The sequence below is a fragment of the Salinicola halophilus genome, from assembly GCF_003206155.1.
GTDB lineage: Bacteria > Pseudomonadota > Gammaproteobacteria > Pseudomonadales > Halomonadaceae > Salinicola > Salinicola halophilus.
The window spans coordinates 73317-98007 of the sequence record NZ_PZJV01000001.1 but is presented as its reverse complement, the minus strand read 5'-3'; the positions used below and the strand labels follow the sequence as shown (position 1 = coordinate 98007).

Below are 24691 nucleotides of genomic sequence, written 5' to 3'. Positions count from 1 at the left end.
AGCCCGTGGGCGACGTATCGGGAAGGTTTTATCGGGACCGCGGCGAGCCCTACCAGCCGAGGGCCTGTTTGACGAAGGGGATGGTCAACTTGCGTTTGGCGGAGAGCGATTCGCGATCGAGAACGCCGAGAACCTCGGAGAGCTGATCGAACTGACGCGGCCCCCGGTGAAGGATATAGCGCGCGACCTCGTCGGGAAGCTGCATGCCGCGCACTTTCGCCCGGAGCTGCAGCGCACCCAGGCGCTGAGCGTCATCGAGCGGCTGAACGTGGAAGACCATCCCCCAGGTCAGCCGCGAGGCGAGATCGGGGAGTTTCACGTCGAGCTGGCGAGGCGAACGATCGGCGGCGATCAGCAGGCGCTTGCCGCTGTCGCGCAGGCGGTTGAAGCCGTGGAAGAGGGCCTCCTCCCAACGCTTGCGCCCGACCACGAGCTGTAGATCGTCGATGGCCAGCAGGTCGAGCCGTTCCGGCTCCTCGAGCATGGCGGGAGGAAAATGCCCCAGCATCTGCAGCGGCAGGTAGAGCGCGCGCTTGCCGGTGGCGTCGGCCCGGTGGCAGGCCGCCTGCAGTAGATGGCTGCACCCCACGCCCTCGCCGCCCCAGAGATAGAGGAAGGGTTCGCCGTCGGGTCCGAGCTGATTTTCGAGATTGGCGACCAGCGACGGATTGGCGCCGGTGTAGAAGTTGGAAAGCGTGGCGTCGTCGCGAAGCCCGACGCCGAGCGGCAGCTGCGAGGGGCCGGGCGTCATGGTGAATTCTCCTCTGAAGCCAGTCCGCGATCGTAGAGATGGCTGCGCCGATAACGCCCGTAGAGATGACGCAGCAGCACCATGATCACCGCCGCCACCGGCAGCGCCAGTAGAATGCCGGTGAAGCCGAAGAGCTGGCCGCCGGCGAGTACGGCGAAGATGACCGCCACCGGGTGCAGCCCGATCTTGTCGCCCAGCAGCAGCGGCTGCAGCAGCGTGCTCTCGACGACCTGGCCGATACCGAAGACGACCAGCACGCCGACCAGCGCCGTCCACTCGCCGAACTGGAAGAAAGCCACCACGCCAGCGGTGACCACCCCGACGATGACGCCCAGATAGGGCACGATGCTCGCAAGCCCCGCGAAGACGCCGATCAGCAGCCCGAACTTGAGCCCCAGTACGCTCAGGCCCACGGCATAGATCACGCCGAGACTCAGCATGACCAGCAGCTGGCCGCGCAAGAACGCCGAGAGCACGTCGTCGCACTCCCGGGCCAGCGCCGTGGCGCGCGGCTCGATGTGTCTCGGCAGCATGTCACGCAGATAGCGTTTGATCCGATCGAAGTCGAGCAGCAAATAGAAAGTGACGACGGGAATCAGCGCGATGTTGCCGATCCAGACCGCCAGGGCCAGACCGGAGCGGGACGCCTGGGCCAAAAACGCGGCGGCGAAAGTGCCGGTCTCGCGCCAGTTGCTCATCAGCGCATTGCGCAACTGATCGAAATCCGCCGTCAGATCGACGCCGGTGAGATCCTGAACCTCCGGCAGCACGCTGGTCTGGACCCAGTTGAAGATCGCCGGCAACGCCTCGATGAGCTGGGCGAGCTGGCGTCCGAGCACGGGAACGAGGATCAGTACAGCCCCGATGATGCCGACTCCCAGGAGCAGAAAGACGATGCTCACCGCCCAGCGCCGGGCCAGCCCGCGCCCCTCCAGCCAATCGGTGATCGGATCTCCCAGATAGGCGAGGATCAGGCTGACGAAGAACGGCATCAGGATCGGCTCCAGCAACACCATCAGCCATAGGGCGAGCGCCGCGCCGATCAGACTCGCTATCTGCAATTTGCTCATGCGCTGTCGTCGTCCTTCGACTGCCCCGTGAATGCCCGCAATGCTACAATGCGCCCCGCTCAACATCACCCCCATTCATCGGCTCCGCGAGAGAAAGGTCCCTACATGACGCGCTCCTCATCCGACTCATCGAACGCGCCCCGTTCGTCCCGTTCCGCTGCCGACGCGGCGTCGCTGAGCTACAAGGACGCCGGCGTCGACATCGACGCGGGTAACGCTCTGGTCGAGCGGATCAAGGGCGTGGCCAAGCGTACCGCGCGCCCCGAAGTGATGGGGGGTCTCGGCGGTTTCGGCGCGCTCTGCGAGCTGCCCGCCGGCTACCGCCAGCCGGTTCTGGTCTCGGGCACGGATGGCGTGGGTACCAAACTGCGTCTGGCGATGGATCTCGGCCGCCACGACACCATCGGCATCGACCTGGTGGCGATGTGTGTCAACGACTTGGTGGTCGCCGGCGCGGAGCCGCTGCAGTTTCTCGACTACTACGCCACCGGCAAGCTCGACGTCGACATCGCCGCCGACGTGGTCACCGGCATCGGCGAAGGCTGTAGCCAGGCCGGCTGCGCGCTGGTCGGCGGCGAGACCGCCGAGATGCCCGGCATGTATGAAGGGAGCGACTACGACCTCGCCGGCTTCTGCGTCGGCGTAGTGGAGAAATCCGAAATTCTCGACGGCAGCCGGGTCGCCGCCGGCGACGTGCTGCTGGGGCTCGCCTCCTCGGGGCCGCACTCCAACGGCTACTCGCTGATTCGCAAGATTCTCGAAGTCGGCGGCGGCAAGCTCGACGAGACGCTCGAGGGCAGGACGCTCGGCGATCTGTTGATGGCCCCGACGCGCATCTACGTCAAACCGCTGCTCTCGCTGATCAAGGAGAGCGGTGTCGCCGTCCACGCCCTCTCCCACATTACCGGCGGCGGCCTGCTCGAGAACGTGCCGCGCGTCCTGCCGGAGACGCTGGGGGCACGCATCGACGTCGCCAGCTGGCAGCGTCCCGCCGTCTTCGACTGGCTCAAGCAGCAAGGCAACGTCGACGAGCACGAGATGCACCGGGTGCTCAACTGCGGCGTGGGCATGGTCGTGGTGGTTCCCGCGGATCAGGCGGAGGCGGCAACGCGCCATCTCGAGTCCGCCGGTGAAACCGTCTATCGACTCGGCGAGATCACGCCCCGCGCCGAAGGCGAAGACCCCGTCACGCTGGAGAACCTGCCGACATGAGTGACGACAACACGCAAGACGACACCCTCAACGACTTCGAATCCGAAGCGGCAGAGCGTCGCCGGGTCGTCGTGCTCATCTCGGGCAACGGCAGCAACCTGCAGGCGCTGCTCGACGCGCAGGAGCACGACGAACTCGGCGGCGAGATCGTTGCCGTCGTCTCCAACAAGGCTGACGCGTTTGGGCTCAAACGGGCCAAGGATGCCGGCGCCGCGGCCGTAGCGCTGCCCCACCGCGAATACGACTCCCGCGAGGCGTTCGATGCTGCGCTGATCAAGGTGATCGAGCGGCACGACCCGCATCTGGTGGTGTTGGCCGGGTTCATGCGGATTCTCACTCCCGGTTTCGTCGACCGCTATCGCGGCCGGATGCTCAACATCCACCCCTCGCTGCTGCCCGCCTACCAAGGGCTCGACACCCATCGCCGCGCGCTCGCCGACGGCGTCAGCGAACACGGCGCCAGCGTTCACTTCGTCACCGAAGAGCTCGACGGCGGCCCGGTGGTGATCCAGGCCGCGCTCGCCCTCGAACCCGAGCAGGACTTCGACGCCATGGTCGAGAAGATCCATGCCCGCGAGCACCTCATCTACCCCATCGCGGTGCGCTGGTTTCTCGAGGGTCGGATCAAGCTGACAGCGGAAGGCCAGGTCACGCTCGACGATCTGCCGCTGCCGCCGACCGGACTTCGCATGTCCCACGCCGATGCCGCCGAAGAGCTCGACGAGGACCTGGACCCGGAAGACGCTTGAATCTCGACGTGCCCGGCCGCCGTTGGCGGCGGGGCACGTACCGCTTCACCCCCCGCTTTCGCCGTTACCTACCGTCGACGTCCCTTACTGTCGAGCTCCCTGCTGTCGACGCCCGCACCGTGTGTGGCGTAACGCCGCAGCCCCCGCGTGCCGGGGAGGCTCGGCCCGTGATTGCCCGCTTCAATGCTTGCCGAGAATGCGATCTTTGCCAGACTGAGAGTCTCGCCGGTCGCTGACGACCGGCCATCAGCGAGTCAGGTAAGGAAACCGCCATGAGCATGCAATATCGCCCACTGGGACAGTCGGGCCTGATGGTATCGACGATGACGCTGGGCACCGTGCCGTTCGGCGGCAGCAACGGCTTCGAGAAAGCCGCGAGCGTCGACGTCAAAGGCGCGAAACGCCTCTTCGACATCGCCTTCGAGGCGGGCGTCAATCTCGTCGACACGGCCGATCTCTATTCGCTCGGCCAGGCCGAGGAGATCGTCGGCAAGGCGCTCGGCAGCAAGCGCAACGACATCATTCTCGCCAGCAAGGGGCGCAGCCCGCTGGGCGATGATCCCAACGCCACCGGCGCCTCGCGCTATCATCTGATCCGTGCCGTCGAGGCGAGTCTCAAACGCCTGGGCACCGATCATATCGATCTCTACCAGCTGCATAACTGGGACGGCGTCACGCCGATCGAGGAGACGCTGGAGGCGATGCACCAGCTCGTCACCAGCGGCAAGGTGCGCTACTGGGGCACCTCGAACTACACCGGCTGGCAGATGATGAAGACGCTCGGCAAGGCCGAAGCCAATCGGCTGATCAAGCCGGTCAGCCAGCAGATCTACTACACCCCCGAAGCGCGTGAAGCCGAGTACGAGCTGATGCCGTTGGCGCTCGATCAGAACGTCGGCTCGCTGATCTGGGGGCCGCTCGGCGAGGGCCTGCTCACCGGCAAGGTGCGCCGCGGCCAGGCGACCACACCGGAGACGCGTCAGGGTAACGGCTGGCCGGAGCCCTACATTCACGACATGGAGCGGGCCTACGACATCATCGAAGCGCTCGTCGCGATCGGCGAGGCCCACGACTGCTCCCCGGCCCGCGTCTGCCTCGCCTGGCTCAAGGATCGCCCCGGCGTCACGTCACTGATCGTCGGCGCTCGCAGCGAAGCGCATCTACGCGACAACCTGGCCGCCAGCGAACTGACGCTGAGCGAGGAGGAGCATCGCCGTCTGGAACGGCTGACGCGCCCGGCGCCGCAGTATCCCTACTGGCACCGCGTCGTCGCCGGCATGGATCGGATCGACCCGGCGGAGAAGCCGTTCATCGACGCCTATCGCGAAACGATCGACAACCGCCAGGACGATCGCTCCGCCTGACGATCGCTCCGCCTGACGATAGTCCAACGAAGAGCGCCAGCCTGGGGCTCAAACGACGACGGGGCACCCTCTGGGTGCCCCGTTTCGTTTCTTGATCGATGCCTGCCGTCACGCGTCGATCGTGCTCACGGCATCGACTCAGGTGCGCGGCAGCGTGACGCCGCGCTGGCCCATGTACTTGCCGCCGCGGTCCTTGTAGGAGACGTCACAGACTTCGTCGGATTCCAGGAACAGCATCTGCGCCACGCCCTCGTTGGCGTAGATTCGCGCGGGCAGATTGGTGGTGTTGGAGAACTCCAGAGTGACATGGCCCTCCCACTCCGGCTCCAGCGGCGTCACGTTGACGATGATGCCGCAGCGCGCGTAGGTGGACTTGCCCAGACAAATCGTGAGGACGCTGCGCGGAATCCGGAAGTACTCGACCGTCCGCGCCAACGCGAAGGAGTTGGGCGGGATGACGCAGGCATCGCCCTTGACGTCGACGAAGCTCTTCTCGTCGAACGACTTGGGATCCACGATCGCCGAGTGGATGTTGGTGAAGACCTTGAACTCATCGGCACAGCGCACGTCGTAGCCGTAGCTCGAGGTGCCGTAGGAGATTACGCGCTGATTGTTCACATGACGAACCTGGTCGGCCTCGAAGGGCTCGATCATGCCCTCCTGCTCGGCCATGCGGCGTATCCACTTGTCGGATTTGATGCTCATGCGGGTGTCCTTGCAGACGCAGACGACACGCGGGCCGACCCGTCGTCGTCACGTCGATATCGAGATGGGAGTTCGTGCCTGAGACCGGGGATGACCAGCGACCCGCCGGCATAGGCGAAAAGGGCCGCCATGATAGCGGCCCCGGCAGAGGCAGGACAACGGGGCGCGATCGGCTCTCGCGGCGACCGCGCCCCCGGCATCAGCTGAACGAGATGCTCGGCCCGCCGGTGTTCTGCCCCGCGACACCGCTTGCCACCTCTCGCGCCATGCGCCGGAAGGTCTGGGCGACATCCCCTTCTGGGTCGGCAACCACGCTGGGCTTGCCACCGTCGGCCTGTTCCCGGATCGAGAGTTTCAACGGCAGTTGGCCGAGCACGCGGGTATCGTACTGGGCGGCGATACGCTCGCCCCCGCCTTCACCGAAGATCGGCTCGGCGTGGCCGCACTCGGAGCAGACGTGCAGGCTCATGTTCTCGACGATACCCAGCACCGGCACGTCCACCTTGCGGAACATCTCGATCCCCTTGCGCGCGTCGAGCAGGGCGATGTCCTGCGGCGTGGTCACGATCACGGCACCGTCGACGGAGACTTTCTGTGCCAGCGTCAGCTGGATGTCGCCCGTCCCCGGCGGCATGTCGATGAAGAGATAGTCGAGATCGTCCCACAGCGTCTGGTTGAGAAGCTGCTGAAACGCCCCGGACACCATCGGTCCACGCCACACCATGGGCTGGTTGATATCGACCATGAATGCCATCGACATCGCCTGAATGCCATGGGCCATGACCGGTTTCATGTTCTTCTCGTCGACCACTTCCGGACGGGTGTTGTCGGCGAGCCCGAGCATGCGTGCCTGGCTGGGACCGTAGATGTCGGCGTCGAGCAGACCGACGCGATATCCCTCGGCCGCCATCGCCAGCGCCAGATTGGCGGTCACGGTGGATTTACCCACGCCGCCCTTGCCAGAGGCGACGGCCACGATGTGTTTGATGCCTTCGGTCACGTGTCACTCCCGGGTCGGAGATGTATTGCAGTCACGACTGGATCGCGCTTCGAACTGGGCAGTATAGCGAGCTGCGACGCCATTCGCGTCAGCCGCGTTCTGCCTGAACGGCAAGTTTGGTACGAATGAAGTCGCTGTGCGTCACGTAGAGCAGATCCGCCAGGCGGCGAATCCGATGCTCCTCGAGTGCCGCCAGCTCGTCATCGGCATAGGCGAGGCGCCACATCGCGCCGACCAGTTCGACGCGCTGATCGTAGGTATAACGCTCGTTGAGCAGCGAGACGTACTGAAAGTGATCGACGGCGCGCTCCACTTCGTCGCGGGCCTCAGTCATCAACTGCTCCACCGCCGAGCGCTCGAGCGAGAACTGACGAGAGAGCACGTCGCGCAGCATCGTAAGCTCGGCCTCATCCACCTTGTAGTCGGCGCGCAGCACTTCGCTCAGCAGTGCCGCGACGGCGAGTTCGGGCGTAACGGTCGGTTCGGCGGACGAGGACGCCTCGAAGGTCTGGCGAAAAAACTGCTGCACGGCGTCGAGCATGGAAAACGGCCTCGCAAGGAGTGATCGGTAACGTTTTGACACGCAGCAGGACAAAGGTTCGACGTCCAACGAAAAACCCGCGGCGAGGCCGCGGGTCGTCGAGTCGAACGCAACCTGCCGAGGATTCAGGCCCCGTGAGCGGCGAGAAACTCCTGAGTCAGCTTGAGCTCGCTGTTGGAGTTGACGCCGATACCGCGAGTCGTGACGTTGCGGGCGATCTGCTGGGCTTCGTCGAGCGAGTGCATCTCGGCGGTGCCGCACTGATAGACGTTGAGCTCGGGAATCGCCTTCTGATCCGTCAGCGTCAGCACGTCGTTCATCGAGGCTTTCCACGCCTCGCCGACCGTCGCCTCGTCGGCTTCGCCGATCAGGCTCATGTAGAAGCCGGTCCGGCAGCCCATCGGCGAGATATCGATGATCTCCACGCCACCGCCGTTGAGGTGCTGACGCATGAAGCCGGCAAAAAGGTGCTCCAGCGTATGGATGCCGCGCTCGGAAAGAATCTCTTCATTGGGAATGCAAAAACGCAGATCGAACACCGTGATGGGGTCGCCCTTGGGCGTTTTCATCTGTTTGGCGACGCGTACCGCCGGCGCCTGCATCTTGGTGTGATCGACCATGAAGCTATCGAGTAAAGGCATGTTTTCGCTCCTGTACGGCTAACCGAATGTCCACCCACTTTAGCATGCCCGTGAGCACGGCCAATGCCCCCTGAGGCTATCTCCACCGAGAGGCCGTTCCCATCGGGAGGCTCTCCGCATCGATCGAGCACGCGATGGCCTACCCTGTCAGTCATCGAGTTCCGGATAGTGACGAAACAGGCCGCTCTCGTTGAAATCGAGCCGTCGGTTCGACGTCAGATACTGCGAGACGTTGCCTCGCTGGCTGACGCGATCCACCAGCGCGACCACTTCCGGCACCTCCGGCTCGAGCCGCCCCATCGCCTGCGGAAACGCGTAGCGTAGGCCGGTCACCACCTGAAACAGCGACAGGTCGACGTAGCTGTGGGCGTTGCCGACCAGATAGGGCTCGTTACCGGCGTTGGTCGCCAGCACGCGCTCGAAATAGTAGAGAAACTTGGGGAGGCGCTCCTGCACGAAGAGCCTGGCGCGCTTCGCTGCCTCTTCCTGCTGCTCCTCATAATGGAGCGACGGGCCGAGCGGATGGTGGGTGTCGTGAATCTCGGCGACGAAATCGGTCAGCGTCAGCTGCAACCCGTTGGCCCACAGTCGACTCTGCTCGTCCTCGGGTACCAGGTTCAGGCGCGGGGCGAGGAACGCCAGAATATTGGCGACGTGAGAGACGACGACATCTTCGGCCTTCAGTACCGGGGGGGCGAAGTGCGGCCGCGCCAGGTCCGCCCCGTGGAGAAACTCGCTGACCGCGCCGGCACCGCCCTGCTTCTCCGACAGATTGCCGATATCCACGTAATCCGCACCCGCGTCTTCCAGCGCCAAGCGAACGAATTCGCCGCGTCCGGGCATACCGGGCCAGTAGTAGAGTTCGTAGCGCATCTCGGATCTCCTGGTTCGAACCAACCGTTGGCAGTGAGCAATGACGATGATGATGATGACGCAGGCTCTCCCGCGCCGTCGTCGCGTCAATCCAGCGTAGCAGTTCTCCGGCGCGCCACCCGGCGACCGCTCGCTCCCCGCCTGAAGGCGTCTTCCGAGGGTTCAGGACGCGATGCCCGCTAGAAAAGCCCCAACTGGCGATCGGTCAGCCGCGAAAAGTCATCGTTCACGAACGGCAGGATGCCGTCCGCGACCGGCTGGAGCTGGCGGCTGACGTAGTGCTGGTAGTCGATGGGGGAGCGACGAGCCTCGAGCGGTTCAGGGCCATTGAGGGTGATCACGTAGCGAATGAAGCCGCCGCGCTGATACTGCAGCGGGCGGCCGAGCTCGCGGTTGTGGGCATCGGCGAGCCGCGCGGCCCGCACGTGAGGCGGCACGTTACGCTGGTAGTCGTCGAGTCGGCGTCGCAGTCGCTTGCGGTAAACCAGCTCGTCGTCGTGCGCGCCGTCGAGCGTCGCCCGGACGATGCCACGCACGTAGTCACGATAGGGCTCATCGGCAAAAATGCGCCGATAGAGCTCTCGCTGGAAGCGCTGCGCCAGCGGCGACCAGTCGGTACGCACCGACTCCAAGCCCTTGAACACCAGCCGCTCCTCACCGGTCGCCTCGTGCACCACGCCGGCGTAGCGCTTCTTGCTGCCCTCCTCCGCACCGCGAATCCGCGGCATCAGAAATCGCGCGAAATGCGTTTCGAACTGCAGCTCCAGTGCGCTTTCGAGATCGAACGTCTCACGCAGATGATCTCGCCACCAGTGATTGATCTCCTCGACCAGAGCCCGCCCGATCTCTGCAGGCGTCGGTCCATCGCCTGATTCACTCGATGCTGCCGACACACCGTCAAGCGAGACGAACAATGAATCGGTGTCGCCGTAGATAACGGTATAACCGCAAACTTCGATCAGCGCTCGAGTCCGCTGCATGATCTCGTGGCCGCGCAGCGTGATCGACGAGGTCAGTCTGGGGTCGAAGAAGCGGCAGCCCTTGACCCCGAGCACCCCGTAGAAGGCGTTCATGATGATCTTGAGTGCCTGCGACAGCGGCGCATTGCCGTCGCGCTTGGCGGCCTCTCGCGCCTGCCCGACCTCGCCGACGATGCCCGGCAGCGCGTGGCGGGTCCGCGAAAAGCGCGCGGCGAGAAACCCCGGCACGCTCTGGGTATCCGCCGGGTGAGCGAGCCCCTCGACCAGCCCCGCCGGGTCGATCAGAAAGCTGCGAATGATCGACGGATAAAGACTCTTGAAGTCGAGCACCAGAACGTCATCGTAGAGACCGGGGCGCGAATCCATCACGTAGCCCCCCGGGCTTTCGTCCTCCGAGTCGCTGCCCCGCGCGGGGGCGACGAACCCGAGCCGGTGCAGGCGTGGCAGATAGAGATGGGTGAACGCCGCCACCGAGCCACCGTGGCGATCCGCCGCCAGCCCGTTGACGCTCGCCCGTTCGAGCAGGAAGGTCAGAATCTCGGTGTGCGTGAAGATACGGGTGACCAGCTCGCAGTCCTTGAGGTTGTAGCGTGCCAGCGCCGGCTTGTCCTCGGCGAACATTCGGTTGATGTCATCCATGCGCTGGTAAGGGTTGTCGATCGCCTTGCCCTCCCCCAGCAGGGTCTGGGCCACGCTCTCCAGACTGAACGAGGAAAAGTTCCAGGTCGCGGATTTCAGCGCTTCGATGCCGTCGATCGCCAGCCGGCCCGGAATCGTCACCAGGCGATCCCCCTTGGCGCCGCCCCGCCACTCCATACGAGTGCCGCCGCGGCCAAGCGTGAGCGGCACGCCCAGACGCTCGGCATGCTGTTCGAGCTTGCGCAGGTCGAACTGGATCACGCTCCAGCCGATCAGCGCGTCCGGATCGAAGCGGGCGAACCAGGCGTTCAGCGCGTGGAGCAGATCGGCGCGAGAGTCGCAGTAGACGAGACCGAAGTCCCGCTCACGATCCGCCTCACTTCCCGTGCCCGCCGGCGGGCCGAGCATGTAGACGACGCGCTCGCCGCAGCCGTGCAGTCCGATCGAATAGAGCTCGCCGCGCTCGCTGGTCTCGATGTCCAGCGAGCAGAGCGAGAGCGTTGGCCGATAGCCGGGCGCGGGCTTGAGTTCGGCGTCCTGCAGCTCACCGTGCGCATCGGGTCGGCCCGTCGCCACTACGGCCGCGGTAATGAAGCGCTCCATCAGGTAGCGATCCGGCGGCCGGATGTCTGCCTCCATTACCTCGACCCCGGCCTCGCTCAACCGGCGCTCGAGCGCCTGGAGCTGACGATAGTGGCGACAGTAGAGGCCGAGCACCGGTCGGTGACGAAAATCGACCAGCTCCAGTGGCTTGAGCTCGACGTCGCGCTCACCGCCGAGCCATGCTTCGACGCGCTCGCGCTGCTCGACAGCGACGAACGCCACCGAGCGCTGCGGTGCCAAACAGACTCGCTTGGGGCCGTCATCGGTCGCGAGCCAGAACGATACCTCGGTCCCCGCGGGGGTCTCCTGCCAGTGCCGGGTGAGAATGAAGCCCTGGATATCCACTCGTCTCTCGATCCTTGCACTCAAGGCATGCGGCTCGACGAACCGTCTTGATTACCGTCCGCACGGTGCCTGGACGGCGCCAGCCCCGCAGCGAAGGTGATGAACGCCAATAGCACCAGTTGAAATGGCAGTCGCGCCAGCAGCAGCCACTCGGGGATCGCGGCGTAGCGCTCGGCGTGGAGCCACATGGTGACGTTGGCAGGGGTGACGCAGATTGTCAGCAGGATCAACCCGATTCCTGCCAGCGGACGTTTGCGCGGCAGCAGAAGCCCCACCGCGCCGAGCAGCTCGAAAGCACCGGTGATCCATACCGCCTCGCGGCGCCACGGCAGACCGGATGGGACGATGGCGACCAGCGCATCGGTAAAGACGAAATGGGCGATGCCACCCAGTCCGAACCAGAGGATGACGAACGCGATGGCGGCGAGGCGCCACCGGCCCGGCGTCTCGCGCCCGATCCCGAAAGCGCTCACGCAAACACCTTCTCGAAGCGCTCGAGCACCAGTTCGGAGGCGTCGGTAAATTCGACGCCCAGCCTGGCCGCCTCACGCCGAAAAAATCGGACATGCTCACGACGCCACCAGGCGTAGGTGCCATCACCCTCGCCTTCGAGTGCCGCGAAGGCCGGCGTCACCTCATCGAATCGACAGGTCGTGACAGACGTGAGCGCGACGATGCATACCGGCGCTTCAAGGCTGTCCAGTACGACGGTGAGTTGCCCGACCGTCGGCAGACGCTCATTGACGGCCGAATACGACGCCGTCAGACCGCAGCTGGCCCGCTTGATTCCGGCGTCGATCAGACGAGCGCATTCATCGGCCAACTCGGGCGTATCACCGAATGCCTCCACAACGACGTTCGAAAGATCGTCATGACCGAGCGATCGGCGATGCTCGCGGTAGCGTGCAAGAAAACGTTGCTGTTCCGATGTCACTCTTCTCTCCCTCCAAGCAAGCGCCGGGCGCTCGACCGTGCCTTGCGCCATCGTCCGAATCGTCCCGTGTCGGTGGCCCTCGCAGCCGCCGTCTTACAGCGTCTGACGCACGCCATTGGCGAAGTAGTCGGTCTCTTCGTGCTTGAACCCCAGCGCCCGTCGACTCGGCCGATTCGTGCCCGGCTCGATGAAGGCTTGCATCTCGGCATGTCGCTCGGCGCTATCCAACGACACGGCTCGGCGTGAGCCGCTCGGAAAATGGACTGGGCGCGAGGGTGTGCCGAGATAGGCGGTATCACGTCACTTTCCGGCCTCTCGGAGCGTGGCTCCGGCGTCGCTCGATGCTAACGCCGCGGCGTCAGTGGGGCCATTCGTTCGCCGGTATACCCCAAAAGCCATGTCGCGATCATCGATGCTACAATCTCCGGCCACGTTTTCAGTCTATCCACCCCGTGGCGCGGTCGATACCGGCGCCCGCGGGTTCGTCACGGGAATCTTCCAGCCACCATGTCGAACAACGCCAAGCGCCAGATTCTGGTCACCAGCGCCCTGCCCTATGCCAACGGCTCGATCCATCTGGGCCATCTGCTGGAATACATTCAGACCGATATCTGGGTGCGCTTTCAGAAAAGCCGCGGCCACGAGTGCCACTACGTCTGCGCCGACGATGCCCACGGCACCGCCATCATGCTGCGCGCCGAGCAGGAAGGCATTACCTCCCAGCAGCTGATCGACCGGGTCAACGCCGAGCACCAGGCCGACTTCGCCCGCTTCGGTGTGGCCTTTGACAACTACTACTCGACCCACTCGGAAGAGAACCGCGTCCACAGCGAGCGCATCTACCGCGCCCTGCGCGACGGCGGTTTCATCGCCACCCGCGACGTCGAGCAGATGTACGATCCCGAGCGCGGCATGTTCCTGGCCGATCGTTTCGTGAAGGGTACCTGCCCCAAGTGCCATACCGACGATCAGTACGGCGACAACTGCGAGGCGTGTGGCGCGACCTATACGCCGGCCGAACTGCTCAATCCGGTCTCGGCGGTCTCCGGGGCCACGCCGGTAGTCAAAAGCTCGACCCACTACTTCTTCGAGCTACCCAAGTTCGAGCCGTTCTTGAAGGAGTGGACGCGCTCCGATCGCCTGCAGCCGCAGATCTCCAACAAATTGCAGGAGTGGTTCGAAGCCGGGCTCAACGACTGGGACATCTCCCGCGATGCGCCCTACTTCGGCTTCGAGATTCCCGACGCGCCGGGCAAGTACTTCTACGTATGGGTCGATGCGCCGATCGGCTACATGGCGAGCTTTCAGCAGCTCTGCGAGCGCGAAGGTATCGATTTCGATCATTACTGGAAAAAGGACAGTGATGCCGAGCTGTATCACTTCATCGGCAAGGACATCGTCTATTTCCACGCCCTGTTCTGGCCGGCGATGCTGGAAGGCGCCAATCTGCGCACGCCCACCGGGGTCAACTGCCACGGCTTCGTGACCGTCAACGGTGCCAAGATGTCGAAGTCCCGCGGCACCTTCATCAAGGCCGAAACCTACGAGCAGTATCTGAATCCGGAGTACCTGCGCTACTACTTCGCCGCCAAGCTGACCGCCGGCGTGGACGATCTGGATCTGAACCTCGAGGACTTCGCCGCCCGCGTGAACTCGGACCTGGTCGGCAAGGTGGTCAACATCGCCAGCCGCTGTGCCGGTTTCGTGAAAAAGGCCGGCGGCCGTCTGTCCACGACCTGTGCCGAGCCCGAGCGAGTGCAGCGCTTCATCGACGAGGGCGAAGCCATCGCGGCCGATTTCGAGGCGCGCGAATTTGCCCGTGCGGTACGGCGCATCATGGCGCTGGCCGATGACGCCAACGGCTATATCGCCGAGAAGGCGCCCTGGACGCTGGCGAAGGAAGACGGCCGCGAGCAGGAAGTGCTGGATATCTGCTCGGTGGGCATCAATCTGTTCCGCCAGCTGGTGGTCTATCTCGCGCCCATCGTACCGCGGCTTGCCGAGGGCGCACGCACCTTCCTCAATCTCGACACCCTCGACTGGGACAGCCGCACCACCGTGCTGATCGATCATCCGATCGAGAAGTTCAAGCCCCTGATGACCCGCGTGGAGAGCGACAAGATCGATCAGATGATCGAGGCCTCAAAGGAAGATCTGGCCGTCGAGAAAAAGCTCAAGGACGATGCCAAGGCCGCTCAGGGTGAGGCGACCAGCGCCCCCGGCGATGGCGCGCCGGAGACACCGGCCAGGAACATCGAGCCCATCGCGCCGGAGATCACCATTGATGATTTTGCAAAAGTCGACCTGCGCATTGCGCGTATCACACAGGCCGAATACGTCGAAGGGGCCAAGAAGCTTTTGAAGCTGACGCTGGATATCGGCAGCGAGACCCGGACGGTCTTTTCCGGCATTCGCGCTCAGTACGCCCCCGAGGCCCTCGCCGGTCGACTGACCGTGATGGTCGCCAACCTCGCTCCGCGCAAGATGCGCTTCGGCGTCTCCGAGGGAATGGTGCTCGCTGCCGGTGATGCCTCCGATGAGAAAGACGGGGGTATCTATCTGCTTTCGCCGGACAGCGGGGCCAAGCCGGGTCAGCGAGTCACCTGAGCCAAGCCGGGACGGCGAGTCAGCTGAGCCAAGCCGGGACGGCGAGTCAGCTAAGCCGAGCTGTCCGGAACGACCTGTATTCGATTCACCGCGCGCGACCTTCGGGTCGCGCGCTCGTTTGGGTACAAGCACCTGCTGGCGAACCTGTGGCGCGTCAGCTCGAAGCCCTGAAGGCGAAGCGCTATAATGGCGCGCTTTTTCACCACCCCGGAGCGCGAGCGTGTCCCTTGCCGAAATCAGCGTCGAGCGCATCGATGCCGAGCTACCCCAGACGCAGTGCGGCAAATGCGGGCACGACGGCTGTCGGCCTTACGCCGAGGCGATCGTCGAGGGCGAGGCGATCAATCGCTGCCCGCCGGGGGGCGAAGCCACCCGCGACCGGTTGGCGAGCCTGACCGGCCGACCGGCGCTTGCGCTGATCGAACCCGCCCAGACACCGCTGCTCGCCGTGATCCGCGAAGCCGAATGCATCGGCTGCACCAAGTGCATTCAGGCCTGCCCGGTGGATGCCATCCTCGGGGCCGCCAAGCAGATGCATACGGTCATCGAATCCGAATGTACCGGCTGTGAGCTCTGCGTCGCACCCTGTCCCGTCGACTGCATCGATCTGATCGAGCATCCGGCCTGGGCGAAGGCGGCCAACGAAGACGAACGCCAGCGCTATCTCGACTGGCGTGCCGTCAACGGTCGACGCCGGTTCGAGGCGCGAAAACGCCGCCTGGCGCATCTCGCCGACGAGAAGCGCCAGCGTCGAGAGCGGCGCCTGGCGGCCCGGCGTGCGAAACCGGATGCCGTGCCGGAAGCGTCGAGACCGCCCGACGCTTCCACACCGCAGGCGCCGGCGGACGCGACCGCGCTGAAAGCGCGCCAGGCCACCCTCAAGGCGCGACTCGCACGGCTGGACCGCCAGCTGACGAAGGCGGCCCTGGAGGATCGTGCCGCCCTTCAAACACGACGAGAGCCATTGGCCGGAGAACTGGCCGACATCGAGCGCCGACTCGCGGGCCAAGGCGCGTCGAGCGCACCCCCGCGGGGCAGCCACCTTGCCGCTTCCGCAGCTCGCGAGGCACTACGCAAGGCGCGCCAGCAGCTGGCGCACTTTCAGCGTCGCAACGATCGTGACGGCATGGCGCGGGCCGAAGCGCAGATCGAGGACGCCACACGGTTACTCGAGCGTGCCAGCGAGAGCGAACACAGGGGAAGCGACCCGCAAGGAGTCTCGTCATGAATGCCGACAAGCGTCAGCAGATATTTGCCCGGCTCCAGGCGCATGACCCCGAGCCTACCACCGAGCTGAACTGGTCGACGCCATTCGAGCTGCTCGCCGCGGTACTGCTCTCCGCGCAGGCGACCGATGTCGGCGTCAACAAAGCGACCGCGCGGCTCTTCCCCGTTGCCAACACGCCCCAGGCGATCATCGACCTGGGGATCGACGGGCTCAAGGCGCACATCAAGACGATCGGCCTCTACAACACCAAGGCCGAAAACCTGATGAAAACCTGCCACCGGCTGGTGTCGACGTTCGACGGCGAGATCCCGCGAACGCGGGAGGGGCTGGAGTCGCTACCCGGTGTGGGCCGCAAGACCGCCAACGTGGTGCTCAACACCGCGTTCGGCGAGCTCACAATGGCAGTGGATACACACATCTTTCGAGTGTCCAACCGCACGCGAATCGCCCCCGGCAAGAACGTCGCCGAGGTCGAGGACAAGCTGATGCGCCACGTCCCGCGGGGCTATCTGAAAGACGCCCATCACTGGCTGATACTGCACGGGCGCTACACCTGTCTGGCGCGAAAGCCCCGCTGCGGTAGCTGCGTGATCGAGGATCTCTGCGAGTATCCGGACAAGGTCGATATCGGCTAGCGCCGTTCAACGCACACCGACGAGCCGCCGATGGCGCTCATCGGCGGCCTACCCGGCACGATAGCGGCACTTACGGCGAGGCTTCGGGCTCCAGCGAATCCCGCGCCCGACTATCGGACGGCGCCTCTGCGGCACTCGTGGACGAAGAACGCTGCGTTTCGGTGCCGGCTGTCGGCGTTGCCCCCTCGTCGCTGTCCTCCGCACTCTCTGCCGGACGCTCCTCGGCTTCTGCAGCCTCCGGAGAGGACGCCGTACCGGGTGAACTCATTTCGGTTGCGCCGTGACGGCTGTAGACCACCTTGCGTGTCCCGCCATCGCAGCTTCCCACCACTTCCGCTCCCGCATAGGCCTCGCCTTCGCGTACGGTCTCACCCTCGACCTGAGCATTGTCGACGACTTCCAGCAGGAAGTGTCGTGCCCCGTTGTCCCGGATGGTCTGATCGATCTGTGCCTTCAAGCGTTCGCAGGCAAGACGCGTCTCTGGCTGCTGGTCGAATCGCGAGGATGGCGAACTCTGTCCCCAGGCGCCGCTCGTTACCAGCCACAGCGCTCCCAGGCTCGCTACTACTGTCGTTTTCACCATCGAACCCTTCATGGTGTTACCTCGCCGCTGACGATATCCCTTGCCGGTCGGTGACCGGCCCCTTCGACTCGCCCACAGAGGCGCGAGTCGCCCCCCTTTTTCTTCGATGCTCGCGATGCGACAACGGCGCCACATCGCTGTTCGGCTGAATCGCTGTACCGCTGAATTGCCGTAACGCTGGATTGCCGTAACGCTGGATTGCCGTGCCGCTGGATTGCCGTGGCGCTAGAGCGCGAACTCGCCGATCTTGGCCACCGTGCGCTGGTAGGCCTCGCGCTCACGAATCTGCTCGAGAAAGCGACGCACGTTGGGCCGCTTGGCAAACTCGCCGCCCCGTTCGCAGGCCAGCAGCACGAAGCTCATCTGAATGTCGGCGGCGGTGAACTGATCGCCGGCGAACCAGGCGTGCTGGCCAAGCTCGCTTTCCCAGTAGTCGAAGTGCGCCTGCAGCTGCGGGTCGAGATACTGCTGTCTCACGCCCTGCTCGAGCATCTTCCCTGCGGGTCGCAGGATCGCCGGCACCGGTTTCTTGCCCAGCCGCGACATTACCAGGCGCATCAGCAGCGGCGGCATCGCCGAGCCTTCGGCGTAGTGCAGCCAGTGCAGGTAGTGCACCCACTGCGGCGTACCGACGGGCGGAACCAGCCACTGCCCATCGTGACGCGCGATCAGATACTCGATGATCGCCCCAGACTCGGCCACGGTGTGATCGTCGTCGGTCACCACCGGCGATTTGCCCAGCGGATGCACCTGCTTGAGCGACGCCGGCGCCAACTGGGTCTTGGGGTCGCGCGGATAGGTTCGAATCTCGTAATCGACGGCGAGCTCTTCGAGCAGCCAGACGATGCGCTGCGAGCGAGAGTTTTCTAGATGGTGAACGACGATCATGTCGCGGCGCCTGTCCTCGTTGAATGATGAGTCAACGATAGGGGGTTATCACCCCCGGCGCCACTGGGAGCCGTCGCCATCAGACCCCGAGCGCATCGCGATAGCGCTGACGCCATGCCGACCAGCGCCACTGTACGGCATCCGGAGGCGCAGGGCGTGACGCCGGGTCATCGAGCCACTCGGCGAGTCGAATCGCAAGACTCTCCACATCGCCCGGGTAGCGATAGATCCTGGCGTAGTAGTCAGGGAAACAGAGCCTGTCGGGTACCAGCGGCAGACAGCCGTGCGCGACCGCCTCCATGATCGCCAGGCCCTGGAATTCATGATGCGTGGTCGAGACGACGATGTCGGCGCTGGCGAGCCAGCCACGGTAAGCCGCCGGCGACTGCTCGCCCCAGCAGACCACGCGATCGCCGAGCCACTCACGTGCCTGGTCGAACACCTCGGGCCGGTCGCGAAACTGCTGGCCCATTACCGCCACCTCGAACGCCACCCCCCACTCGACGAGCCGGGCGAGCGCGGCGAAAAAATCCACCGGGTTCTTGTCGTACTCCCAGCGATGGTTCCAGACGATGCGTCGCCCCGGCCGTTTGTCGGCAGCCGAGATGGTCGGCCCCGAGTCCGCGGATGAAGGGCGATCCGTCAGTGGCACCGGCAGCACCTCGGTGGTGGCGGCGAGCCGCTCGAGCCTCGGACCGATCTTCGGCCTGTCCGGCATGCGGGCGAGAAACGTCCGTACCCCTTCGAAGAAGCTGTCGCGGTTGTAGCGGCTATTGAAGACCACCTTGTCAGCGGCGAGGGCGGCGTAGAGGTTGACCATCGCAGGTTCCGGACGCGGCGTCTGGTGCGACGAGCGCGGAAAGGCGAACTGGTTTTCGTGGAAGTAGACCACCTTGTGCGCCCGACCAAGCTGAGGATGAAGCCCGACTAGCGTCGCCAGATCCACCATCGACGTCGCGACGACGAGTTCATACGACTGGGAGAGCACCTCGTCGTCTTCCAGGTGCCAGAGAAGCGGATTGGCGCGGATACGCCAAGAGAAGTGCCTTGGGGCGAGTTCCAGGCGCGTCCACTCGACCTCGGGGAATGCCTGGACGAGACCATCGGCCCAGACGCGATGGCTCACGGCGGCGTAGGCAGAGAGAAAAAGCGCTTTCATCGAAGGTTCCTGAACGTGAAAACGGCGCCCTGGTGGGCGCCGTTTCGGGGCGGCGATCGTCTAGCGTGCGAGAATCGTCGAGCGCACGACGGTCAGTGCGACTGATCGAAGAGATCGTCGCCCAGATCGTCGATATAGCGCTGGCTCTTGCTCACGGTAAGCTCGACGCAGGCCTGCTCGTCGGGGACAACATCGGAGCGCTCGAAGCGCCGCTCGCGCGTCTCGCCGTGGTTCCCGCCATCACCATCGCTCAGCGGTTTGCGAATCCAGCCGCTGACACGGTACTGGCCATTCGCCGCCTGCGGCTCGGGGATGATCAGAAAGCCTTTGTACTCGACCGGCTCGTACTCTTTCGACGGCTTCGACGACCGGTCACCGCGCTCGGTAGCCTCTCCGGCGCCAAACAGTCGAGCGATCAGTTTCTGCAGCATGCCTTCCCTCCCCTTTTGACGCCGTCGGCGTGAGAATCAGTCGGCCGAACGGCCCTTGCCGGCAGCGATACGTAGACGCAGCGCATTGAGCTTGATGAAACCTTCGGCATCCTTCTGGTCGTAGGCGCCGGCGTCGTCCTCGAAGGTCGCGATCGACTCGTCGAACAGCGACTGCTCGGACTGGCGGCCCACCACGATGACGTTGCCCTTATAGAGCTTCAGACGCACGATGCCGTTGACGAAGGTCTGGGTCTCGTCGATCGCCGCCTGCAGCATGCGACGCTCCGGGCTCCACCAGTAGCCGTTGTAGATCACTTCGGCGTATTTCGGCATCAGATCGTCTTTGAGGTGCGCCGCTTCGCGATCGAGCGTGATCGACTCGATGGCGCGACGTGCGCGCAGCATGATGGTGCCACCCGGGGTTTCGTAGCAGCCACGAGACTTCATGCCGACGTAGCGGTTCTCGACGATGTCGAGACGGCCGATGCCGTTGTCGCCGCCCACCTGGTTGAGGCGAGAGAGCACCTCGTGGGGCTTGAGCGACTCGCCGTCGATGGCGACGATGTCACCCTTCTCGAAGGTCAGATCGATATAGGTCGACGCGTCCGGTGCGGCTTCCGGCGAGACGCTCCAGCGCCACATCTCTTCTTCCGCTTCCGTCCACGGATCCTCGAGAACCCCGCCCTCGTAGGAGATGTGCAGCAGGTTGGCGTCCATCGAGTACGGCGACTTCTTCTTGCTCTTGGAGAAGTCCACCGGAATCTCGTGCTCCTCGCAGTAGTTCATCAACTTCTCGCGGGAGTTGAGATCCCACTCCCGCCACGGCGCGATGACCTTGACGCCGGGCTTGAGCGCGTAGGCGCCGAGCTCGAAACGGACCTGATCGTTGCCCTTGCCGGTGGCGCCGTGGGAGATCGCGTCTGCGCCGGTCTCGTTGGCGATCTCGATCAGCCGTTTGGCGATCAGCGGGCGGGCGATGGAGGTCCCGAGCAGATACTCACCCTCGTAGACCGTGTTGGCACGGAACATCGGATAGACGTAGTCGCGCACGAACTCTTCGCGCAGGTCCTCGATGTAGATCTCCTTGACCCCGAGGGCCTGCGCCTTGGCCCGCGCCGGTTCCACCTCTTCGCCCTGACCGATATCGGCGGTAAAGGTGACCACTTCGCAGCCGTAGGTCTCCTGCAGCCACTTCACGATCACGGAAGTGTCGAGGCCGCCGGAGTAGGCGAGGACGACCTTCTTGACATCGGACATGCGGCAACTCCTTGGATGATGCGTCGGCTCTGAAATGATGATGCGTCGGCTTTGAAACAATGAATGACCGCCTAGCGGTCGATCGTCGAACGTTTGAGTATAACGTCGTCGTTCGCCGCAGAACACCGAGCAGCACGACGACCCTGCCCGAGTTTGCTAGACTCTCCAGGCTTCGCGGCCAGCCGCCGCTCGATCATCAGGGAATGGGAGTCATTGCATGTCGGACGCCAGCACGAGGGAGCTGATGGCGCAGCGTTTTCGCGGGTATCTCCCGGTGGTGGTGGATATCGAGACCGGCGGTTTCAACGCCGCGACCGATGCCCTGCTGGAGATTGCCGCCGTACCGCTGACGATCGACGAACAGGGCAACCTCCTCCCGCTCGAGACGATCACGTTCCACATCACGCCGTTCGAAGGCGCCAACGTCGAGCGCAGCGCGCTGGAGTTCACCGGCATCGACCTCGACAGTGCCTTTCGCCGCGAGATCGCAGTCACCGAGAAGGCGGCGCTCGACGGCATCTTCAAACCGGTACGCAAGACGATCAAGTCCCACGGTTGCACCCGCGCGATACTAGTCGGTCACAACGCCTCTTTCGATCAGGGGTTTCTGAACGCCGCCATCAATCGCTGCAACATCAAGCGCAACCCCTTTCACCCGTTCTCGAGCTTCGACACGGCGACCCTCTCGGCCCTGGCCTACGGCCAGACCGTACTCGCACGCGCCTGTCAGGCCGCCGGCATCGAGTTCGACAACGCTTCGGCACACTCGGCGCGTTACGACACCGAGCGCACCGCGGAACTCTTCTGCGCCATCGTCAATCGCTTCAAGGATCTTGGCGGCTGGAATCTGGCGATGAAGGAGCAGGGCTTCGACGAGCCGTAGCCCCGTATGAAAGGCCCGGGCCTCACGGCACGTGGCGACTGAGCGATCACACGAAAACGCCCCGTCCGNNGGGGCGTTTTGACATCGAACGGCGAGAGGCCGTTACCGCGCTAGGGCTCAGCCTTCGCTGGAGGTGGCGGGGGCGTTGGCCACCGCTTCCTTGATCATCGGCTCGAGCTCGCCGCTCTGATACATCTCGACGATGATGTCACAGCCGCCGACCAGCTCGCCGTTGATCCACAGCTGCGGGAAGGTGGGCCAGCTTGCGTACTTCGGCAGCTCGGTACGGATGTCCGGGTTGTCGAGAATGTTGACGAAGGCGAAACGCTCGCCGCACGCCATCAGCGCCTGCACGGCCTGCGCCGAGAAACCGCACTGCGGCAGCTGCGGCGTGCCCTTCATGTACAGCAGGATGGTGTTTTCGCCGATCTGCTGTTTGATCGTGTCGATGGTATCGCTCATGTGACGTCCTTTGACGGGAAGGGCCTCGAATCGCCCCTTCGCGTGCGCGCGAAAATGAAATGTCCGTGGCCTCATTCTACTGATGAGACGGCATGAATACACCCCTGGCCATCGGCGCGGGCTTGTCGACGTTTCGCGCTCGAGCGCGGGGTTGTCGCCGAGCGGGGCTCGGCGCATCGGCTCGCGCGCCACGCGCCCGGCTCGGCTCGGCTCGGCTCGGCTCGGCATCGGGCCCGAACATTGCACCCCCGAAAGGCGCTGGTTAGGATGAATGATCTTCGCACGAGCCGGCAACGCCGGTGCGGGCGCCGCGAACGCATAGCCTTTCCGCCGCGTTCGCGGCGCCCTTTTCGTTGGTGCTTCCACGAATCGGTCGCCTCGAATGCTGCCATCACCGGCCGGTGTTCGCCTCGCCCGATTCGTTTTCCGTTCTGCCACGACGTCACAGGACTGCCGAATGAGCGCACGCCACTTTCTGACCCTGCTGGATCTCTCCGCCGACGAACTCGCCTACCTGATTCAGCGCGGCATCACGATCAAGAATCGCCTGAAGACGCAGGGTCCGACCTACACGCCGCTGAGCAACCGCACGCTCGCCATGATCTTCGAAAAGTCGTCGACGCGTACGCGGGTCTCCTTCGAGACGGCGATGACCCAGTTCGGCGGTCACGCGCTGTTTCTCTCGCCGCGTGACACGCAGCTCGGCCGCGGCGAACCCATCGCCGATACCTCACGCGTGCTCTCGGAGATGGTCGATGCGGTGATGATCCGTACCTTCTCCCACGAGGGGCTGGAGAGCTTCGCCGCGGCCAGCGAAGTACCGGTGATCAACGCGCTCACCGATGACTACCATCCCTGCCAGCTGCTCGCCGACGTGATGACCTGGACCGAGTGCCGCGGCCCGGTGGCGGGCAAGACCGCTGTGTGGGTCGGCGACGGCAACAACATGTGCCACTCCTGGATCAACGCCGCTCGCCGTTTCGGCTTCGACCTGCGCATCTGCTGCCCGGAAGGCTACGAGCCGCGCCGCGACATCATGGAAGCGGCGGGCGAGCGCGTGACCATCGTGCGCGATCCGCAGGAAGCGGCCGTGGGCGCCAACCTGATCACCACCGACGTCTGGGCGTCGATGGGCCAGGAGGAAGAGCAGGCGAAGCGCGAGCGTGACTTCGCCGGCTTCCAGGTGACCGAAGCGCTGCTCGACCGAGCCGCCGATGACGTTCTCTTCCTTCACTGTCTGCCGGCGCACCGCGGTGAAGAGATCAGCGAAACGCTGCTCGACGACCCACGTGCAGTGGTGTGGCAGGAAGCGGGCAATCGGCTGCACGCGCAGAAGGCGCTGATCGAATTCCTGCTGCTGGGCAAGATCGACTGAGCATCTAGTCGACTGACCTCTTGGGGGAGCGCCCGCTTTGCCGGCCGCCCCCCTTGTCGTTGACGGCGACGGTCTTACCCGAGGCGGCCTCACCTGCGATGGTACTCAGCGTCGCCGAGCGTTGCGCATTCGCCACAGCGCGACGGCTGCCGCCAGTAACGCCAGAACCGCCACGACCGCGAGCGCCCGTCCGACGTCGCCCTGAAGCGCCGCTTCCCCCAGCGTCACGAACGCCACCGCGTAAGGCAGCGTGGTCATCAGCGCCACGCCGAGATAGATGCCCAGCGGCACCCCCGCCGCGCCCAGGGCGTAGTGTTTGAGAAACATGGGGACACCCGGCACCAGCTTGATCAGCAGCGTGACACGCCAGGCGTGATGCCGATCGGCATCGAGGCGCGCCAGCGCTGGGAAGCGTCGGTCGAGGAATTCACGGAAGTAGGGTCGCAGGCGGCCGCGTGCGACGGCGTAGCAGAGCAGCAGATGACAGAGCACCGCGGTGAGGCCAAGGCCCAACCCGGCCTCGACGCCAAAGCGCAGTCCGGCGATGACGTAGAACGGCGTCATGGGCACGCCGATGGCGGGTAGCAGCGCCATCGCCAACCAGAAGCTGACAGGGTCGAGCGCTTCGAGACGTGACCAGAGCGCGTCGTCGAGCATCACGATGCCGACTGTCAGCAGGATGGCGCCAGCCAGTAGCATCAGGCGGCGTGGCGAACAAAAGGTTCGGCGTTGGCGCGTGCGAGCGAGGATCATCTCCGTAGCAGAACCGATCTTCA

25 protein-coding genes are annotated in these 24691 nt (G+C 64.6%); 8 read left to right on the top strand and 17 right to left on the bottom strand.

Annotation, left to right across the window (positions count from 1 at the left end):
• Positions 1-49: 49 nt before the first annotated feature.
• Together hda and DOM33_RS00395 are read right to left on the bottom strand one after the other, a co-directional pair.
• Positions 50-751 (bottom strand): DnaA regulatory inactivator Hda, encoded by a 702-nt coding sequence (hda, locus tag DOM33_RS00400; RefSeq protein WP_110664806.1) that lies wholly within the window; start codon positions 749-751, stop codon positions 50-52.
• A complete protein-coding gene (locus DOM33_RS00395) occupies positions 748-1821 on the bottom strand; it encodes an AI-2E family transporter (protein WP_110664804.1) in 1074 nt (357 codons plus the stop codon). The genes hda and DOM33_RS00395 overlap by 4 nt, the downstream gene beginning before the upstream one ends.
• Positions 1822-1926: 105 nt before the next feature.
• Between DOM33_RS00395 and purM the strand changes: the two genes are divergently transcribed.
• From purM to DOM33_RS00380, 3 genes are all read left to right on the top strand, one after another.
• Positions 1927-3033, top strand: a complete 1107-nt coding sequence (gene purM, locus DOM33_RS00390) for a phosphoribosylformylglycinamidine cyclo-ligase (RefSeq protein ID WP_110664802.1) — start codon at positions 1927-1929, stop codon at positions 3031-3033.
• Positions 3030-3782 (top strand): phosphoribosylglycinamide formyltransferase, encoded by a 753-nt coding sequence (gene purN, locus DOM33_RS00385; RefSeq protein WP_110664800.1) that lies wholly within the window; start codon positions 3030-3032, stop codon positions 3780-3782. Before purM ends, purN begins: the two co-directional genes overlap by 4 nt.
• Positions 3783-4054: 272 nt before the next feature.
• Positions 4055-5146, top strand: coding sequence for an aldo/keto reductase (locus DOM33_RS00380; RefSeq protein WP_239495214.1), 1092 nt, complete (start codon positions 4055-4057; stop codon positions 5144-5146).
• A 138-nt stretch (positions 5147-5284) separates the two neighbouring features.
• Here DOM33_RS00380 and dcd read toward each other — a convergent pair whose 3' ends face one another.
• The 8 genes from dcd to DOM33_RS00340 all read right to left on the bottom strand — a co-directional run bounded on the left by dcd (position 5285) and on the right by DOM33_RS00340 (position 12407).
• On the bottom strand, positions 5285-5851 hold the full coding sequence (dcd, locus tag DOM33_RS00375; protein WP_110664798.1) for a dCTP deaminase: 567 nt from the start codon (positions 5849-5851) through the stop codon (positions 5285-5287).
• Positions 5852-6050: 199 nt separating this feature from the next.
• Positions 6051-6851: an iron-sulfur cluster carrier protein ApbC gene (apbC, locus tag DOM33_RS00370; RefSeq protein ID WP_110664796.1), complete on the bottom strand. Its 801-nt coding sequence runs from the start codon at positions 6849-6851 to the stop codon at positions 6051-6053.
• An 88-nt stretch (positions 6852-6939) separates the two neighbouring features.
• Positions 6940-7392: a tellurite resistance TerB family protein gene (locus DOM33_RS00365; RefSeq protein ID WP_110664793.1), complete on the bottom strand. Its 453-nt coding sequence runs from the start codon at positions 7390-7392 to the stop codon at positions 6940-6942.
• A gap of 125 nt (positions 7393-7517) precedes the next feature.
• Entirely contained in the window at positions 7518-8033 is a 516-nt protein-coding gene (gene luxS / locus DOM33_RS00360; protein WP_110664791.1) for an S-ribosylhomocysteine lyase, read from the bottom strand.
• A gap of 147 nt (positions 8034-8180) precedes the next feature.
• The gene (locus DOM33_RS00355) at positions 8181-8906 is read right to left on the bottom strand and encodes a glutathione S-transferase (RefSeq protein ID WP_110664789.1); all 726 of its coding nucleotides are present in this window, start codon (positions 8904-8906) and stop codon (positions 8181-8183) included.
• A 179-nt stretch (positions 8907-9085) separates the two neighbouring features.
• Positions 9086-11497 carry a DNA polymerase II gene (locus DOM33_RS00350; RefSeq protein WP_239495213.1) on the bottom strand — a complete coding sequence of 804 codons (2412 nt, stop codon included), beginning with the start codon at positions 11495-11497 and terminating at the stop codon, positions 9086-9088.
• Positions 11494-11946: a DoxX family protein gene (locus DOM33_RS00345; RefSeq protein WP_239495212.1), complete on the bottom strand. Its 453-nt coding sequence runs from the start codon at positions 11944-11946 to the stop codon at positions 11494-11496. Before DOM33_RS00345 ends, DOM33_RS00350 begins: the two co-directional genes overlap by 4 nt.
• Positions 11943-12407 carry an ASCH domain-containing protein gene (locus DOM33_RS00340; protein ID WP_239495211.1) on the bottom strand — a complete coding sequence of 155 codons (465 nt, stop codon included), beginning with the start codon at positions 12405-12407 and terminating at the stop codon, positions 11943-11945. Before DOM33_RS00340 ends, DOM33_RS00345 begins: the two co-directional genes overlap by 4 nt.
• Before the next feature lie 507 nt (positions 12408-12914).
• Here DOM33_RS00340 and metG point away from each other — a divergent pair.
• The 3 genes from metG to nth all read left to right on the top strand — a co-directional run bounded on the left by metG (position 12915) and on the right by nth (position 16877).
• Positions 12915-15014, top strand: a complete 2100-nt coding sequence (gene metG, locus DOM33_RS00335) for a methionine--tRNA ligase (protein ID WP_110664783.1) — start codon at positions 12915-12917, stop codon at positions 15012-15014.
• A 220-nt stretch (positions 15015-15234) separates the two neighbouring features.
• Positions 15235-16242 carry an RnfABCDGE type electron transport complex subunit B gene (locus tag DOM33_RS00330; protein ID WP_110664781.1) on the top strand — a complete coding sequence of 336 codons (1008 nt, stop codon included), beginning with the start codon at positions 15235-15237 and terminating at the stop codon, positions 16240-16242.
• Positions 16239-16877, top strand: a complete 639-nt coding sequence (nth, locus tag DOM33_RS00325) for an endonuclease III (protein WP_110664779.1) — start codon at positions 16239-16241, stop codon at positions 16875-16877. The genes DOM33_RS00330 and nth overlap by 4 nt, the downstream gene beginning before the upstream one ends.
• Before the next feature lie 70 nt (positions 16878-16947).
• Here nth and DOM33_RS00320 read toward each other — a convergent pair whose 3' ends face one another.
• The 5 genes from DOM33_RS00320 to DOM33_RS00300 form a co-directional block, all read right to left on the bottom strand.
• Positions 16948-17460 (bottom strand): DUF1161 domain-containing protein, encoded by a 513-nt coding sequence (locus DOM33_RS00320; RefSeq protein ID WP_162617846.1) that lies wholly within the window; start codon positions 17458-17460, stop codon positions 16948-16950.
• Positions 17461-17685: 225 nt separating this feature from the next.
• Positions 17686-18348 carry a glutathione S-transferase gene (locus DOM33_RS00315; protein WP_110664775.1) on the bottom strand — a complete coding sequence of 221 codons (663 nt, stop codon included), beginning with the start codon at positions 18346-18348 and terminating at the stop codon, positions 17686-17688.
• Positions 18349-18427: 79 nt separating this feature from the next.
• Positions 18428-19507: a tRNA-queuosine alpha-mannosyltransferase domain-containing protein gene (locus tag DOM33_RS00310; protein ID WP_110664773.1), complete on the bottom strand. Its 1080-nt coding sequence runs from the start codon at positions 19505-19507 to the stop codon at positions 18428-18430.
• Positions 19508-19599: 92 nt separating this feature from the next.
• Positions 19600-19938 carry an HlyU family transcriptional regulator gene (locus DOM33_RS00305; protein ID WP_110664771.1) on the bottom strand — a complete coding sequence of 113 codons (339 nt, stop codon included), beginning with the start codon at positions 19936-19938 and terminating at the stop codon, positions 19600-19602.
• Positions 19939-19974: 36 nt separating this feature from the next.
• The gene (locus tag DOM33_RS00300) at positions 19975-21195 is read right to left on the bottom strand and encodes an argininosuccinate synthase (RefSeq protein ID WP_110664769.1); all 1221 of its coding nucleotides are present in this window, start codon (positions 21193-21195) and stop codon (positions 19975-19977) included.
• A gap of 217 nt (positions 21196-21412) precedes the next feature.
• Between DOM33_RS00300 and rnt the strand changes: the two genes are divergently transcribed.
• Positions 21413-22078: a ribonuclease T gene (gene rnt / locus DOM33_RS00295; RefSeq protein WP_110664767.1), complete on the top strand. Its 666-nt coding sequence runs from the start codon at positions 21413-21415 to the stop codon at positions 22076-22078.
• Positions 22079-22195: 117 nt separating this feature from the next.
• On the opposite strand, the gene grxD is transcribed toward rnt, so the two are convergent.
• Positions 22196-22540 carry a Grx4 family monothiol glutaredoxin gene (grxD, locus tag DOM33_RS00290; RefSeq protein ID WP_110664765.1) on the bottom strand — a complete coding sequence of 115 codons (345 nt, stop codon included), beginning with the start codon at positions 22538-22540 and terminating at the stop codon, positions 22196-22198.
• Positions 22541-22997: 457 nt separating this feature from the next.
• Here grxD and argF point away from each other — a divergent pair, with 457 nt between their 5' ends.
• On the top strand, positions 22998-23915 hold the full coding sequence (argF, locus tag DOM33_RS00285; protein WP_110664763.1) for an ornithine carbamoyltransferase: 918 nt from the start codon (positions 22998-23000) through the stop codon (positions 23913-23915).
• A 105-nt stretch (positions 23916-24020) separates the two neighbouring features.
• Here argF and DOM33_RS00280 read toward each other — a convergent pair whose 3' ends face one another.
• Positions 24021-24614: a TVP38/TMEM64 family protein gene (locus tag DOM33_RS00280; RefSeq protein WP_162617845.1), complete on the bottom strand. Its 594-nt coding sequence runs from the start codon at positions 24612-24614 to the stop codon at positions 24021-24023.
• Between the last annotated feature and the right edge of the window lie 77 nt (positions 24615-24691).

Coding starts and splice junctions, on each gene's coding strand:
- hda (WP_110664806.1), bottom strand. CDS start 751: ATGACGCCCGGCCCCTCGCAGCTGCCGCTCGGCGTCGGGCTTCGCGAC.
- DOM33_RS00395 (WP_110664804.1), bottom strand. CDS start 1,821: ATGAGCAAATTGCAGATAGCGAGTCTGATCGGCGCGGCGCTCGCCCTA.
- purM (WP_110664802.1), top strand. CDS start 1,927: ATGACGCGCTCCTCATCCGACTCATCGAACGCGCCCCGTTCGTCCCGT.
- purN (WP_110664800.1), top strand. CDS start 3,030: ATGAGTGACGACAACACGCAAGACGACACCCTCAACGACTTCGAATCC.
- DOM33_RS00380 (WP_239495214.1), top strand. CDS start 4,055: ATGAGCATGCAATATCGCCCACTGGGACAGTCGGGCCTGATGGTATCG.
- dcd (WP_110664798.1), bottom strand. CDS start 5,851: ATGAGCATCAAATCCGACAAGTGGATACGCCGCATGGCCGAGCAGGAG.
- DOM33_RS00365 (WP_110664793.1), bottom strand. CDS start 7,392: ATGCTCGACGCCGTGCAGCAGTTTTTTCGCCAGACCTTCGAGGCGTCC.
- luxS (WP_110664791.1), bottom strand. CDS start 8,033: ATGCCTTTACTCGATAGCTTCATGGTCGATCACACCAAGATGCAGGCG.
- DOM33_RS00355 (WP_110664789.1), bottom strand. CDS start 8,906: ATGCGCTACGAACTCTACTACTGGCCCGGTATGCCCGGACGCGGCGAA.
- metG (WP_110664783.1), top strand. CDS start 12,915: ATGTCGAACAACGCCAAGCGCCAGATTCTGGTCACCAGCGCCCTGCCC.
- nth (WP_110664779.1), top strand. CDS start 16,239: ATGAATGCCGACAAGCGTCAGCAGATATTTGCCCGGCTCCAGGCGCAT.
- DOM33_RS00320 (WP_162617846.1), bottom strand. CDS start 17,460: ATGGTGAAAACGACAGTAGTAGCGAGCCTGGGAGCGCTGTGGCTGGTA.
- DOM33_RS00315 (WP_110664775.1), bottom strand. CDS start 18,348: ATGATCGTCGTTCACCATCTAGAAAACTCTCGCTCGCAGCGCATCGTC.
- DOM33_RS00310 (WP_110664773.1), bottom strand. CDS start 19,507: ATGAAAGCGCTTTTTCTCTCTGCCTACGCCGCCGTGAGCCATCGCGTC.
- DOM33_RS00305 (WP_110664771.1), bottom strand. CDS start 19,938: ATGCTGCAGAAACTGATCGCTCGACTGTTTGGCGCCGGAGAGGCTACC.
- DOM33_RS00300 (WP_110664769.1), bottom strand. CDS start 21,195: ATGTCCGATGTCAAGAAGGTCGTCCTCGCCTACTCCGGCGGCCTCGAC.
- rnt (WP_110664767.1), top strand. CDS start 21,413: ATGTCGGACGCCAGCACGAGGGAGCTGATGGCGCAGCGTTTTCGCGGG.
- grxD (WP_110664765.1), bottom strand. CDS start 22,540: ATGAGCGATACCATCGACACGATCAAACAGCAGATCGGCGAAAACACC.
- argF (WP_110664763.1), top strand. CDS start 22,998: ATGAGCGCACGCCACTTTCTGACCCTGCTGGATCTCTCCGCCGACGAA.
- DOM33_RS00280 (WP_162617845.1), bottom strand. CDS start 24,614: ATGCTACTGGCTGGCGCCATCCTGCTGACAGTCGGCATCGTGATGCTC.